General features: G+C 61.4%; 11 protein-coding genes. 2 read left to right on the forward strand and 9 right to left on the reverse strand.

Going from position 1 to position 14,974, the window contains the following annotated elements:
* Window positions 1–111: 111 nt before the first annotated feature.
* Window positions 112–4,014: a hydantoinase B/oxoprolinase family protein gene (locus Q4P21_RS09015; protein ID WP_303388447.1), complete on the reverse strand. Its 3,903-nt coding sequence runs from the start codon at window positions 4,012–4,014 to the stop codon at window positions 112–114.
* Between the two features lie 572 nt (window positions 4,015–4,586).
* On the opposite strand from Q4P21_RS09015, the gene Q4P21_RS09020 reads away from it, so the two are divergent.
* A complete protein-coding gene (locus Q4P21_RS09020; RefSeq protein ID WP_303388448.1) occupies window positions 4,587–4,979 on the forward strand; it encodes a hypothetical protein in 393 nt (130 codons plus the stop codon).
* Window positions 4,980–5,008: 29 nt separating this feature from the next.
* The gene (locus Q4P21_RS09025; RefSeq protein WP_303388449.1) at window positions 5,009–5,689 is read left to right on the forward strand and encodes an RES domain-containing protein; all 681 of its coding nucleotides are present in this window, start codon (window positions 5,009–5,011) and stop codon (window positions 5,687–5,689) included.
* 573 nt (window positions 5,690–6,262) lie between these two features.
* Here Q4P21_RS09025 and Q4P21_RS09030 read toward each other — a convergent pair.
* From Q4P21_RS09030 to Q4P21_RS09065, 8 genes are all read right to left on the reverse strand, one after another.
* Window positions 6,263–7,918, reverse strand: a complete 1,656-nt coding sequence (locus Q4P21_RS09030) for a sodium:solute symporter (RefSeq protein ID WP_303388450.1) — start codon at window positions 7,916–7,918, stop codon at window positions 6,263–6,265.
* The gene (locus Q4P21_RS09035) at window positions 7,915–8,445 is read right to left on the reverse strand and encodes an OsmC family protein (protein WP_303388451.1); all 531 of its coding nucleotides are present in this window, start codon (window positions 8,443–8,445) and stop codon (window positions 7,915–7,917) included. Before Q4P21_RS09035 ends, Q4P21_RS09030 begins: the two co-directional genes overlap by 4 nt.
* 612 nt (window positions 8,446–9,057) lie before the next feature.
* The gene (locus Q4P21_RS09040; RefSeq protein WP_303388469.1) at window positions 9,058–9,666 is read right to left on the reverse strand and encodes a recombinase family protein; all 609 of its coding nucleotides are present in this window, start codon (window positions 9,664–9,666) and stop codon (window positions 9,058–9,060) included.
* 185 nt (window positions 9,667–9,851) lie between these two features.
* Complete coding sequence (locus Q4P21_RS09045) at window positions 9,852–10,463, reverse strand: recombinase family protein (protein ID WP_303388452.1); 612 nt, start codon at window positions 10,461–10,463, stop codon at window positions 9,852–9,854.
* A 101-nt stretch (window positions 10,464–10,564) separates the two neighbouring features.
* A complete protein-coding gene (locus tag Q4P21_RS09050) occupies window positions 10,565–11,752 on the reverse strand; it encodes a TniQ family protein (RefSeq protein ID WP_303388453.1) in 1,188 nt (395 codons plus the stop codon).
* Window positions 11,749–12,657: a TniB family NTP-binding protein gene (locus Q4P21_RS09055; RefSeq protein ID WP_303388454.1), complete on the reverse strand. Its 909-nt coding sequence runs from the start codon at window positions 12,655–12,657 to the stop codon at window positions 11,749–11,751. Before Q4P21_RS09055 ends, Q4P21_RS09050 begins: the two co-directional genes overlap by 4 nt.
* Window positions 12,658–12,659: 2 nt before the next feature.
* Window positions 12,660–14,324, reverse strand: coding sequence for a Mu transposase C-terminal domain-containing protein (locus Q4P21_RS09060; protein ID WP_303388470.1), 1,665 nt, complete (start codon window positions 14,322–14,324; stop codon window positions 12,660–12,662).
* 425 nt (window positions 14,325–14,749) lie between these two features.
* Window positions 14,750–14,974, reverse strand: a 225-nt coding sequence (locus Q4P21_RS09065) for a tetratricopeptide repeat protein (protein ID WP_303388455.1), incomplete at its 5' end; no start/stop codon positions are given.

A 14,974-nucleotide genomic window follows, 5' to 3' on the forward strand; every position in this document is an offset into this window, starting at 1 on the left:
GGGCGGGGGGCGGGGCGCCCCGCGGAGTGGTTCCGGCGGTTGCCCGGCCCGTGGGGGGGGGGGGGCGGGGGGCAGGGGCGCGCCCCATAACCGCCGCCCACCCCTGTGGAACTATGCGGAGGGTGCCCCCACCGCTTCTCGCACTGGTGCGAATTCCACGGGAATGGCTCCGGAGCGTTCGGCACGCAGACGCGCTGTGGCCTCCAGGTCCAGCGTGCGGGTCTGCGGATCAATGACCACCCCGTAGTCGGAGCGGGCCCGTTCGATGGTGGTGAATTCGTCCAAGACGTCCTCAAACACCTTTTCAGGATCGCGCAGATCAGGGTTGCCGTAGCCACCGCCGGAAGGGACGGTGATCTCCAGGGATTCCCCCGCCTTCAAGGACCGGGCCGTGACCTTCGACGGCCAATTTGCCGGCTGCTCACCGTTGCCACTTCTGACCACCGAGGCGTTCAGGCCGTCCTGTCCGCCAAAGATGCCCCAGGGAACATCCGACTCGTGCCGGTCCGCCTCGCAGGTGACCACGGTGTCCACCAGGAAGGTATTGACCCGCACGATGCCGATCCCGCCTCGATACTCTCCCGCGGCTGCCGGTTCTTCACGCAGCTCGTAACGGTCGGTGCGCATCGGGAAGCGCCATTCAAGCTCCTCGATCGGGTTGTTGCGGGTGTTCGCGATGAGGTTGTCCACCGAGTCTGGCCCGTCGCTGTCCGGACGCCCGCCATAGGAGCCTTCATTGACCTCCAGGTATACCCAGTACTCACCGGCGTCCTCGTTCCAACCGGAGTAGGAGACGAAGTGGATATGCGCGGAGTTGCCTGCGGTGATCTGCTTCGGCAGCACCGGTGAAAGAGCGCGCATCGCCAAATCCACTGCACGTTGGACCTGCCCGAACCTGGCCATGCAGGCCGCCGGGTAGGTGGGGTTGAAGATCGTCCCTTCCGGGGCGATGACCTTCACCGGCTTGAGCATGCCCTGGTTCTGCGGCACGAACACCGGGTGGGCGATCTCGTCTAGGAACATCATCCGGGTGATGAAGGTGAAGGCCGAGACCGTTGTGCCTTCAAACGGGCAGTTATAGGCAGTGGGGACCTGCGGGCTGGACCCGGTCAGGTCATAGGTGATGTCCGAACCTTCAATGATGACCTTGACTTTGATCGGCAGCTTTTCCCCGTAGTTCTTCCCGTCGTCATCCAGGTACCCGACCTCGGTTTCGTAGACGCCGTCGGGCACCTTGGCGATTTCCGCGCGCAACATGGTCTCGGAGTAGTTGATCCATTCCTGTCCGGCCTGCTCCACCGCCTCAATGCCGTAGCGCTCAGTCACTGCCAGGAACCGGCTCTTGGCCAGCTCACACGCGGCGATCATCGCTTCGATGTCCCCGGCATTGTGGGTGGGGGTGCGCGTGTTGGAAAGGATCTGGTTCAGCAGTGCGTCCTGCCTGACGCCCTTTTCCACGATCTTCAGTGCCCTGAAAATCTGGCCCTCGGCCTGGTTGTCCACCAAGTCCACCGCCAGCCCCGGGAAGGCGCCGCCAATGTCGAGCAGCTGGCCCGAAGCCCCGGCAAAACCAACCCGCTCGCCCTTGTGGAAGATGGGGATGATGATGGCCACGTCAGGGGAGTGGGTGGCTCCTAAGTACGGGTCGTTGTGCAAGATGATGTCGCCCTCGTGGATGTTGTCGCCGAGCACGCTCATCACCCCCTGCACGATTTTGGGCATGGCCCCCATGAACATCGGGGTGGAATCCGATTCCGCCAACACATTGCCCTGGGCGTCAAAGACCCCTGCACCGAGATCCTCGGATTCCCGGATGATCGAGGAGTAGGACATCCTGAACAACACCGATGCCATTTCCTTGGCCATCGAGGAGAACGCCCCGCCGATGACACGCATCAGGATTGGGGTGGCCAGCTCGCTGTCGGCGTCTTCCTTCTTGCGCGGGCACGCGATAACGATGTTCCCGCTGTTATCGAACGTTGCGGTGAAAAGCGGCGGGACAACGATGGTGGCATCGTATTGCTCAATGATGCACGGGCCTTCGAGCCGCTGGCCGGCGCCGAGCTTTTCCCGATCGTAGTACGGGGTGGGGAAGTGTTCGGGCTTGCCTCCGACATCGAAGACGACGTCGGCCGTTTCGAGCACCGCTTCGGAGAGTTCATGCGCGGCGCCGTCCTGGGACGGGGCCGGCAGCTCCTTTGTCACGCTGACGCCCATGACACGGATGTTCACGATCTCCACACCGCCGGTCTTGAACCGGTGGCCGTATTCTGCCTCGTGGGCTTGGTGGAAGCCTTCAGCCATGGCCTCAAGCCATGCGTCGGTGACTTCCCCGTCGGGAGCCTCGAAGCGGACCTCGTACCCCTGGCCCTCGTACCGGCAGTCAACCAGCCGGGTGAACGTGCGATTCTCTTCAGGCACGCGGTCGGCGTCCAACTGGGTGGTGGCCTTGTGCTGGAGTTCGGTGTACTTGGCGTTCAGTCCCTCTTTGTCCACGTTGGGCAACGTGTACCGTGCGGTGGCGACGTATTCGTACTTCTGGTCAGTGGCCAGCAATCCTGTTGCGGCGATGATGCCTGGTCGGGCGGGGATCAACACGGTGGGGATTTCCAGCTCGGCAGCAATTTCGCAGGCGAACAGGGCGCCTGCGCCGCCACCGGCAACGAGAGTGAAATCGCGTGGGTCGTAGCCGCGGCGCACGGAGTTCAGCTCGATGGCCTGACACATCCCGAATTTCTGGATCTGCAGGGCGCCAAGTGCCGCTTCCTCCACGCTCATGCCCAGTTCCGTGGCCACGGTGTCCATCGCAGTCCGTGCCAAATCAGGATTTAGAGACATTCCTGCACCGGCAAGGCTGCGGTTTCCGCGTAGCCGGCCCAACACGACCTGCGCGTCGGTGGAGGTTGGCAGCGTGCCGCCGCGTCCGTAGCACGCCGGGCCGGGGAACGCGCCCGCGGACTGCGGGCCAACACGGAAAACCCCTCCCTTGTCGACGAAGGCGATCGAGCCGCCGCCGGCTCCGATGGTGTCAATGTCCACCATGGGGACCATGGCCTGGTAGTCGCCCACCTTGGTGTCCAGAAGGTGGCGCATTCGCAGTTCCCCATTGAGAGAGACGCCGATGTCCGCGGAAGTTCCGCCGATGTCCAAGGTCACGACGTTGTCATACCCTGCCGTCTTGCCCGCCCAGATTCCGCCGATCAGACCCGCAACGGGGCCGGACATAAGCATATTCACCGGGCGCTTGGCGGCCAGGTCAATGGGGATCATGCCGCCGGAGGATTTCATCAGCAGCATTTCACGGCTGTATCCCATGGCCTTGACCTCGGTCGAAAGCCTTTCCAAGTATCGGGACACCTTGGGACCGACATACGCGTTCAGCGCGGTGGTGGAGAACCTCTCAAATTCGCGGTAGAGCGGGATGACGTCGCTGGAGATGGAGAGGAAGGCCTCGGGGAACTCCTCGGTAACGATTTCCCCGATGCGCTGCTCGTGGGCAGGGTTCAGGTAGGAATGCAGCAGGCACACGGCAATGGACTCAACCCCGGCCTCCCGGAGCTGGCGCACCCTCAGGCGCACTTCCTCCTCGTCCAATGGAATCAGGACATCGCCGTTGGGAACGGTGATTCGCTCCTTGACGGTGAGCCGGTGACGGCGTTTGACCAGCGGATGGGTCTGCCACGGCAGTTCCTGTTGCAAGGAGAAGTTGAAGGGTTTCTTGTGCCGGGCGATATGGAGTATGTCCCGGAATCCTTCCGTGGTGATCAGACCAACCTCCGCACCGGTGTGTGTGAGGGCGATGTTGGTGGCCACCGTAGTGCCGTGCACGAGCATGTCCACCTCGCCCAAGGTGATGCCTGCCTTGCCGCACAACCGCCGCAGGCCGTCCAACACAGCCTCGGATGGATCATGGGGAGTGGAAGGAACCTTTTCGATAACGACCCGTCCAGAATCATCATCCGAGTAGTAAAGGTCCGTGAACGTTCCGCCTACATCTACACCGATGCGCTTCATTGTGTCTCCTACTCAATAAGGTGACGCGGTGAAGGCAAGGTGCTCCGCCGCGGGCAAACAAACATGCCTAGCCATATCACGAGAAGTGATCCAGGTCACTTGTTGGTCATATAACAACCTAGTTTGTCTGTCAGCAACACGTCAAGGGTTTTGTCTCATCGGAAGAGTGTACGAGACCAATATTTTCACTGGTTTCCCAATTTGGCGCAGGAGTCATGTTCACTGGCCTGATTTTTCAACTGGCGTTGACAGCAGCCCCTGAACAGGATGTGACCCCGATTCCCTTGCAATAGCGAATCGTCCAGAGATGCATTAATTTTGTACCAGCGAAGCACCCGCGTGGAGGATTCAGCTTGCGCTTGGCCCTCGTCAAACAAAACTCTGGGTGGCATGGAGTTTCATGCATGGCCTGATATATGGCCACCCACTCATTCGAAGGTAACGATATAACACGATATATCGTTACCTTACATAATCATTATTATCGGCGATTTTTGACTTGTGATTTTAGGTGTGATTTTAACCGTGTTCCGACCCTTGATTACACATGTTATGTGTGAAACCATGGGCTTATGACAGCACTTGCAGCTCCCCGTGGAGGACTCCAGGCGTACCAGGATTCGATCCGGCTCCCGGTCCCTGAGCTTGTTCGGGATCTGCGGGATATCCTTGGCGCAAAACTCGTGGCCTATCTGGGGTCCGTGAAGGAAACCCGTGCAGTGAGGCAATGGGGCGATGGTGAGCGGGAACCTGCTGAGGATACGACGCTCAGGCTGCGCACCGCCTACCATGTTGCGGCACTGCTCGCCGAGCGAGACTCCCGCGCCGTCGTGCAGGCCTGGTTCCAAGGCATGAACCCCCAACTGGATGACATTGCCCCGGCACGGCTGCTGCGCGAAGGCCCTTTGGACGAGGCCGGCCCGGCAGTACTGGCCGCCGCACGAGCCTTCACATCGGCTGGTTAGAGGCAGTGCCAGCACCGGAACTGGAGTCAGTGAGCCTTGTCGAGACAGTGTGGCGTGTTGGTTTCCAGCCGACTCCGTGGGCTTGGAGCGGCTGGGAATGGGCGTCCAACGGACGCTTCCCAGGACGCTGGGATGACCTTGAAGGAAACTTCCGTACCGCCTACGCTGGATCAAGCCTGCTGGGCTGCCTCCTCGAAGTACTGGCTTGCTTCCGCAAGGACCCCAGACTGGCCCTCGACCTTCTCGACATCGCAGAAGACGACCAGGACAAGGTCCTCTACCCGTCCGTTGTTCCAGGCACTGTTCCCCTGGAATGGCTGGATGGTCGCACGGCGGCGACTGCGCTGATGAGCGGCACGTTCTGCGCGGTCACCGCGGCAGAATCCGTAGCGGCGCTGTATCCGCAGTTCATTGGGATGGCTCTGGGCTTGGGCCTGACAGACTTCGATGCCGCGGCCCTGAAGGATGCCAAACCCAGGGCCCTGACCCAGGCCATCGCGAGCCACATCTACGCCACCGGGGAGTTCCACGGGGTCCAGTTCTCCTCCCGCCACGGGGACGACTTAAGGCTGTGGGCGATCTTTGAGCAACCTGGCGACCCATCCATTAGTCCACGACTGGGCCACAGGGCCAACCATGAGCTTTACCCGGACAACTCGGACGTCCTCGAGGCGTTCAGGCTTCTAGGGCTGAAGTGGGACGAGCAGTAGCCGATCCGGCCCACCAAGCACAATCGATTCCATCTTCCACGTGCTAAAAAATTGCCCAAAGAGCTTTGAAAGAATGAAGAACAACGGCTAAAAAGGACACGGCGGCCCCATCCGACAAAAAGTCTGCTTGCTACCAGAATATGGCCAGCTGATCTAGTCTTTCACGCGTCCCAGGCGCTATGCCGGGCTGCGAGCTGCAGCAGAAATAAGTCGAAGTCATCACACAACAGAGGACCTCATCGAAGCCCCCGCAAACACCCTCGTCATCGGCAATTAACGACACCAAGCAATCACAGAAAGCCGCCACCGAGCACTGAAACCCATAGGGCGGACCGATCTTTTTCTCGGACTTTACGGGCTGTCATAAAGGATCATTTTGGACTGGTTGATGAGGGCTGACATGCAGGCAGACCTGTCAACGCTCGCCGTGGTTGATTGAAGCAGGCCCAAGGGTGCCCCGGCAGGTCACAGGGGCGCTGGTTGTCTCGTTGGGCGGTACTGAAATGTTAACGCGGCACACACCGGTCTGTGCCTGTTCCCTCGTTCCGGATTTTGCGGGCTGGTCCTGGCCGGTTAGTCGCGCACTAGGACTCCGGTCGTTGTCCTGGTGTCTGCCTCGGTCGGCACCTTGGATCGTCCGTCAGGAACCGTCTCTGTGAGTAGGAACGCTGTAGTGGCGCCGAGGGCGACGGTGATGAAGACGGCCAGCCCGGCCAGGCCGGAGGCATGGAGCCACTGTGCGTTGAGTCCTGCCGCTGCGGTAAATATGAGCCACGCGGTCGCGGCGCCGTAGCCGCGCGCACGCCGGGGTGCTATATCGGTGATCTTAAATCGGGTGCTGGCCAAAGATACGGTTATCAGGACAATGACATTCACGCTCATGCCAACCCAGACCGGGTGGATGCCCCAATGAAAGCTATTCGGTGACCAGCCACCGAGTTGGTACCAGAGCAACCCGGACGCAAAGCCCGTGATCATGGCCGCATGAGCGGCGCGCCGGGTGGCCAGTGGCCAAAAGAAGGCGGCAAGCACCGGCGCCAGCGTTGCCCCGTTGCGCAGCGTCCACGCCAACACGTTCCACCATGCAGACTGTTCGGCGCGCAAGAAAGCAAAAACAATCATGAGCACGGTCAGCAGCACCAGGGACCAGCGGGTGTACCGGATGAGGTCCTGCTCCGTTGCGCGAGGGCGCAGCGCCCGGCCGACGTCTCGGCCCAGGCTGGTTGCACCGGAGAATTGGCAGGGGCCCGCCCAGCCTAGGGCGCACGCCCAGATGCCCAGGAAAAATACGCCCGCCAGCGGGGCCGGCAGCACCTGGGCGATGTAAAGCGGGACGGCGACCAGAGCCAGGCCCTGGTGGGGAACGACGATGGCCGCTGCGGTGCCCAGGATGACACCGACAATGATCAGTGGGAGTCCGAAGCCTGCCGCCATCAGAAGTCCCTTGCGGCCCTCTGACGGTGTGCGGCAGGACATCGTCATCTGGAAAGCGGCTTGGGCCAACAGCACGTTCACAATGAAGGTGCCGAACCAGGCCGCGATCAGCGTGACGCCAGCGCTGGAAAGATCCAGCATTTGCGGTTGTTCAGCTGCCAGTTTCCCAAGCCCTTGGAATCCCGGGTTGATGAAGAAAGCAATGACGCCAACAATAACCATGGCAACGAAAACAATGCAGTTCATGGTTTGCGTGAAGGCAACCGCCCGCATGCCGCCGGACCAAAGAAATATCAGCAACAGAACGGCGGTGAAAATGATCGAGCTGTAAATGGAAAGGCTGGTAAAGGCGTGCAGGGCTGAAGCGAAGGCGATTGCCGTGGCGACAGACCACATGGGAAAAGTGAAGGCTGTAATGATGCCGGCGATGACTTGTGCTCCACGGCCGAACCGGTCCCCAATGATCCCGGTCACTGTTACCACCATCTTTTCTCGCAGGGGTTTCACCAACAACAGGGCGATCAGCAGGATCTGGACGGTTTCTGCGACACCGTACCAGAGCGCTGAAATCCCCGTACGATAGCTCAGTTCCAAAATCGCAATGTAGGAAGAACCGGAAAACAAGCCGGTGATGCAAAAAGCCACAGTCCATGGGCTGAAGGACCGGCCGCCCACGAAAAATCCGCTGTCCTTGTTTCCTGCGGCAGCCCGCCGCTGAATGAGCCGTCCACCGACCACCAGAAGCGCCGTATAGACAACAGCGAAGCCGATGGTCCAAAGCCCCGGGGCAGTCATGCGACTTCCACCCCAGCAGCGAAGGGATCCGTGGAGAATTCCCACACCAATTCCACAGGAACACCCGCGTCACGCAGCAGATTCAAGGCCGGGCAGCGCTTTTCCACCTGCCTGCAGAGCGTCTCAAGGACGGACGCCGGTGCGTTGGTAACAACCTGGATCCGCAGTGCGTACTCATGGAAATGCGGGGACACTTCCGCAGTGCCCTTAAACCCTCGTGTATCCATGTACGCCTCGGAAATGGTCTCCACCTGCTTAAGCCGGATACCCAATTCTCCGGCCACGGTCTCGACGACGACGGTGATGCAGCCATTGACAGCACCGGCGATGATCTCCATCGGCGTCGGGGCACTATTGGTTCCGCCCACGGCAACGGGTTCATCGATGCGGAAGTTGAAATTCCGCACATGGACTGCCGTCGTCATGGAACCAAGCCAAGAGCCGGCCGCCCGCACGGGCTTAATCCAAGCGGCGCGCCCCCGCTTCAGCAGGGGGCCAGCGGGGGTGGGAACAAGATTTACCGTCACTAATATCACTCCATCGATCCTGGCGGTAGCACCCTAACGGACCAGTCACATTGTGGTCCAGGGTTGCTGCGGCTTCATTGATCCAGGTCTCTCGGCCGCTCGGGATGGTCAATTACTGATTGAACGGCATCACAGGGCCACTGGCAAATAGTCGTGTAATAAATGACGCTGTGCAGTGCGGCTGCGCTCTTTTCCCTGCCGCAGCACCACCAGAACCCTCACCGTTTCACCCCGTCGCACGCCACCGCCCAGAACTACGGCGAAGACATGGGTAGAAAGTAGACCCTGGCGAGTATGAAGGCTCTTTTAACATCGCCGACAGTGCGCCCGGTAGTGTCATTTTCCGAAGTTGACATCCATGGCCCCCTCTTCGGTGTGTGCCCCCAACCAGACCTCAGAGATGGTATCCGCCCATCGGTCAGAATGAAGCCCCCTTTGTCATTGATTGACAGTTGTTGCCGCAGGTCTACGATGTCATCCTGTCAGTTTCACTCGCGGAGGCACTGCGCGCGGCCAACGTCCGGATACATCGGGGTTCCGGTCTGGACCAGAATGCCCAGCCCTAGGGTCATTGCAGCGTCATGCCAGATCGCAAGGGTATGCCGCTGGAAACTAGTCCGCCTGCGACTCGATCCATTCCCGGGCTTCGATCTGGGCCATGCGTCGGTACATGGTGGCCCGGGACATGCCCAGATCCTTGGCCACCTGCGTACCCGATTGTCCGCCATCAATGAGCCGGCGGGCGTTCCTGATCTGACTGTCGGTGAACTGTGCCCGTCGCCCGCCCAGGTCCTTGCCCACTGCCCGGCGCTTGGACACCGAATCGGTAATGCGTTCACGCTTGATGTCCAGTTCCATCTGAGCCAGGGCAGCCATGACAGTGAAAGTCATCCCGCCCATGGGTGTGACCGTGTCCACAGTCCCCCCACCCAGATTCAGCACGTTCAAATTGACGCCCCTCCCCCGCAACTCCACCGCCAGGGAAAGCATGTTCGCCGTGGACCTCCCCAACCGGTCCAACGTGGTGACTACCAAAGTGTCACCCTCCTCCAAAGCTGCCAAGGCCTGGTCGAATTCGGGCCGGGACGCCCGCGCACCGCTGGCCCCCCGGTCCGTGTAGAGGTCATCGCGACGAACACCAGCGGCCAATAAGTCCGTGACCTGGCGTTCCGCATCCTGCCCATTGGTGGAAACCCGGGCGTAACCGATCCGCTTCATCAATCTCATCCTCAAATATGTCTCGCAACAGTAGTTGACGACTGCCAGCCTAATGGCAACATGTGAGACAAGGTATCAAGACACCGGAAAGGTTGAAAATTCAAGGACGCCTGTCATTTTTCGAAGTCGTCTGCACAGAATGTTTGAAGTCGTCTGCACTATTCGCGGCCGTCGTAGGTGCCCGCCGTTTACCGGGACAAGAGCTTTTCGCCGTCGGGCCGCAGTTCCCCGGTGGGTGAGACGTGCCGGTACAGGGTCTGGCGGGTGATGCCCAGTTCCGTGCAGAGATCGCCGACCTTGGTCTCGGGCTTGCCCATGGAGGCCATGGCGAGCCGGAGTTTCGCCGGCGTCATCTTGTAGGGGCGGCCTCCGTTCCGTCCGCGGGCGCGGGCGGAGGCGAGGCCGGCGAGGGTGCGTTCGGAGATGAGCTCTCGTTCGAATTCGGCCAGGGCGGCGAAGATGCCGAAGACCAGCTTTCCGGAGGCGGTGGTGGTGTCGATGGCGGCGCCTTGGCCGGTGAGGACCTTCAGGCCGATGCCGCGTTCGGTGAGGTCGTGGACGATGTTGACCAGATGGCGCAGGTCCCGGCCGAGCCGGTCGAGTTTCCAGACGACGAGGGTGTCTCCGTGCCGCAGGGCTTTGAGGCAGGCGGCCAGTTGGGGTCGGTCTTCCTTCTTGCCGGAGGCCCGGTCCTCGTAGAGGGAGTCCGTGTCGATGCCGGCGGCGAGGAGCGCGTCGCGCTGCAGGTCCGTGCTTTGCGATCCGTCCGCTTTGGATACCCGCATGTAGCCGATCAGCATGGCCTGGCCCCCTTGTCATTTATACGTTCGTTTAGGTGACGCTAGAAAACACATCGCCTCAAGTTTCCCCTGCTGTCACTTAACCCGTTATTTATAGTATGTCAGGCAAACGGTACTCGATCGTCAATATGTGATGGCCAACAGGGGTCAATGCCGAGTTCGGCGAAGTCGGCTCTCAGCCTGGTCACGGAACTTGCGTCCCGGCATCCGATCAGGGCGAAGTCGTAGAGCGCCTTTGCCACGGCAGGGTCTTCCCTGGCAGCTTGGATCGCCTCCTCCATGGCCTGCCCGAGCGTTTTCAGAAGAGGGGCTGCTCCATTCGACTTTTCCGCCGGGGGATCGCCGCACCCGAGTTCCCGGTGTGGCTCGGACCGGAAGAGTGCGGCGTGCGTTCCGCCTCCGGTGATCGAACCGGCTTCAAGGAGGGTGATGGCGCCGGCCGCGGCTTCCAGCAAGTGGGTCTGCACCGGCCATGGACAGTATTCGAACGGGCGCCATTTCGATTGTCCTGCCCGAATCGGAAGGCCGCGGGCCTCCCAGGCCAGCCGCAGGTCCGGGGCGTGGGATCCCCAGCGCGAGATCGGGGTGTTGAGCTCATCTACGAGGGTACGCAGTAGGCGAAACCAGATGCCGGCGTGCATGCTCCGCCGTGGCAGCCTTACTCGTCCTGTTGTCAGGGCCTGGGCCGTCAGTCGGTCCATTGTCCTGATCTGCTTGTCGGCGCGACACGGGAAGGTGTTCCCGCCCGTCCATTCAAAGTAGCCCCCGCTGGGGAATCCCATGCACGTTTCCAGCAGGCAGCCGTGGTCCGGGCAGCTGAGCAGCAGCGGTAGTTGCCACATCAGCAGCAGGCCTTGTTTGGCGGGATCGGCGAGGCATTGCGGGCACGCCCGCTGGAGGGGGTGATCGGGGATCCAAGCGCGCCAGCCGGGCACGATGCGCACCGGCCGTCTACTGGTCGGCAGCAGGATGGAGAACTGGCGGACATACGCATCGAAGGCGGAGGGCTCCGGTTCGAGTGTGTCCAGCAACCAGGGTGTCCAGCCTGTCAGGTTCATGCTGTGCAGCCGGTCCGGATGAATACCCGTTCGCCGTGCGAGGAGTTCGATAATGGCGGCGGACGGGTTGAGGTCCAGCTCCTGATGCCGTGATGCCCCGGGGCCGAGGTCGTATTCCAGCAACTCCGCAACGCCCAGGTCGTAACAGCCGGCGATACGGCGGAGCCAAGAAGAGAGCGCTTCCCCGTCCAGCGGAGCCGGATGCACGGGCCAGCGCAGCGGTCCCCTCATGAGAGCTCGCGCTCGAACCGGCGACGGCGTTCGCTCGGGCCGGCGTACGCGGCCAAGGCAAGGGTTCGGTGGTTGATGGCCTCCTCGCCGCTGTCAACAGCAGCTACCGCGGCCTCGGTCAGCAACATCGTTAGTTCCCCGATGGTTCCTTCGCTGCGGGTCAGCAGGTATCGGGCCATGTCTTCGGCAGCGATGCCTGAAGGGCTGTGCAACGGAAAGGACGAAGCGAAGCTGGCCAGAAGCGAACAGGCTTCCTCACCTTCAGCCCATACGGGCAAGGTGATGGGCTCGAACCGGTTTTCCAACTGCTCATCGGATCGAATCGCCAGATAGGCCTCACGGGTGCCGACGCCGACCAGCGGGATGCGCAGCTCATTCCCGAGGAAGCGCAGCAGGTTCAAGAACTCCCGGCGGCTGCTCTCCCGGCCAGCCAGCACATTGTGCAACTCATCGATCACCAGCATGCGCACACCTACTTCGCGCAGCAGGGACAATGCGAACCGTTCCAACTCGGCCAGCCGTTGGCGTGGGCGTGCCGGTGCACCGACCGCCATCAACAATGCCGCGTAGAAGCGTGCGACGGAGGGTTCGGAGGGCATCTGCACACTGAGCACTGGGATCTGCTCCCGCTCCGGGAGCGAGATCGGTGGATACCTGCGCTGGAACTTCTCGATGATCATTGACTTGCCGTTGTTGGTTGGCCCGACCAGCAACAGGTTGGGCATTCGCTGCTTGATCGGCCAGTCATACAGGGTTTGGAGCCGGGCCAGGGCTTCCAGGGCACGCGGGTAGCCGATCCACCGGTCAGCCCGGATCCGCTGAATACGTTCCGGACCCGGCAACCGCGCAAGGACCTGGGCGGAGGCATGCAGATGGGACAGATCGACCGGAGGGTATTCATCCACGGTTACCACTGCTCGATGTCATCGAACGGTAAAGCCCTCGGGGATCCGTCCGCGATGGCATCCGCCGGCGGCTCCGGAGCATTTGATCGGATACCGGGTTTCAGGTGGGTGCGGCGCTCCCTCTCCCGGCGCGACCGGCGGGTATCACGCTGGGCGGTTCGGGCGAGCTCACGCATCTGTCCGATCATACGGAACAACTCGGGTTCATTGACCTCTCTGCGTCCCTGCTCCCGCAATCGGTTCAGGGCTTGGCGGTGTTCCCATAATGTTGCGGCAGGATTCGCGAGGGTGCGGTAGGGGATCTCCAGATAGTTGTTTCCCTCCGGGTCCAGCACCCAGATCCTGCTGATGTCACGCGGGTCCCTGCGGATGACGAACTTTTCCAACCGATCGCGTCGGGCGATCCAGGGCTTGAGGACGTTGGCGAAGTAGTGGACGTGGTCGATGACAAAACCTGTGCGGGTGAGCTTGCGGCGAAGGACTGGAAGGAAATCCACCAGGAACGCCGTGGGGCTAGTGACCACCTGGGGTGTCCCGGAAGCGGCTATGCCCCGGGACCAGCGGCCGGCAGGTGTCTGGTCCAGGCCGCCATGGATGCTGCCGTGGTAGGTAACGACCGCCAGGGCCAGCCACCGTTCCAGCTCGCGGAGCGTTAATGCCGCGGTCTTATCAGAATCATAGGTCCGGCGTTGGACCGGATTGGAGAACGTTGTCCCCGGAAGTTCGTGGACCTGGGCCATCATCGTGCCAATGACCCGCTCAACGATGCCGCCGTAGTGGGGCCGTCCCAAGGGACGGTAGCCAAGCTTGATTCCATGCTGTTCGCAGCCCCGGCGCAAGGCTTCGCTATGGAACTCGGCCGCGTTGTCCAAATACAGCTGCCGTGGCTTTCCACTCATCGGCCAGTCTTCACGCAGTCCCAAACCCTCCAGCCACGCGCGCTTGTCACAAGCCATGTGGGCCAGACACAGCCCGGCAGACACAGCGGACGGGGCTTCCAAAGTGACCACCATTCCCACCATGCAACGGCTATAGACATCGATGGCGGCCGTCAGATAGGCGCGCCCCATCGGTTGGCGGTCGCGCTCGTCCACGATGATCAGATCAATCACGGTGTGATCGATCTGGACCTGTTCCAACGGGGCACAGATTTCCGGAACCCGGCCGCCGGCGGCCTGCAAGGGGCGGGCCGCGTCAGCACCTTCCCGGCGGCGGGCGACCATGGCCGGATGCATCGCAACGATCCGACGGGCAACGGTACTACGCGATGGCGGGGACAACCCCTGCGCTGCACAGGCGCGGACGATCTCGCGGTAAACGACCGCCAAGGAGAGCTGTTGCCGCTTCAGATAGCGTTTACGGATCAGTTCGTCGATCACCGCCTCCACCGGCGCGGGCAACCGTCCGCCACCCCGGCCCCCATCTGATCGCCAAGGGACCAGGTCCGTCACAACCCCGGATCCCTGCCTATAGCGCCTAATCAGGAGATAAACCTGACGCCGGGAAATATTGAGTTCTCCGGCGGCATGATCAGCAGCCGCATGGCCAACGACATCCAGCACCGCCAAAGGCGCAATCACCGCGGTTCTTCGCACCGCCTGTTCCCAGGCAACATCGGACATAGCCAGCAGCCCACGTTCAACGACAGGCGGTTCGCCCTGCATCATGGGCACCAACAGTGCCACCGGCTCTCGACCATAGTTAAAGGTAGTTCAGACGACTCCGAAACAGAATGCAGTTAGTGCAAGCGGCTTTGACCCGCTACCCGTTCACAGTCATATGCACGAACCCTCCCCCGCCGCATGAACTGGTGCAGACGACTTCGAAAAATGACAGACGCCAAAGTGTCTTGACCCCCGGTCTTGCATCCCTAGAGTTACAAGACATTGTGATGCTCGGAAGTACGACAACGAGCGATAACAAAATCTCACGGCTAACCGCCAAACTTGACACATTCTGTGTCTGTCAAAAGTACGAGTCTATGCGCGGAGGAATATCCCGGGGGCTTGCCCGAACCGGCATAGCGGATCGGGCCGAGGCCTCCGCGGCGCAGCTATAACAACCAAACTGTATGCCTGCTGGATGGGTGTTTTCAGCCTTCCAATCGGTTTATCCACTTGCGGGTGGTCAGGGTGGCGGGGGCATCCGGGCCCAGGACCCGGATCCGGGCTTCCAGCAGCTCTTGGAACAAGGTGATCGCCCCGGCAACATCCCCTGCCTCCCCGGTCCAGGACGCCAAGTTGCTGCGGGTGATCAGGGTGGCGGGGGCATCCGGGCCCAGGACCCGGATCCGGGCTTCCAGCAGCTCTTGGAACAA

Origin of the sequence: Arthrobacter sp. (assembly GCF_030540645.1) — a bacterium.
Classification (GTDB): Bacteria; Actinomycetota; Actinomycetes; order Actinomycetales; family Micrococcaceae; genus Specibacter.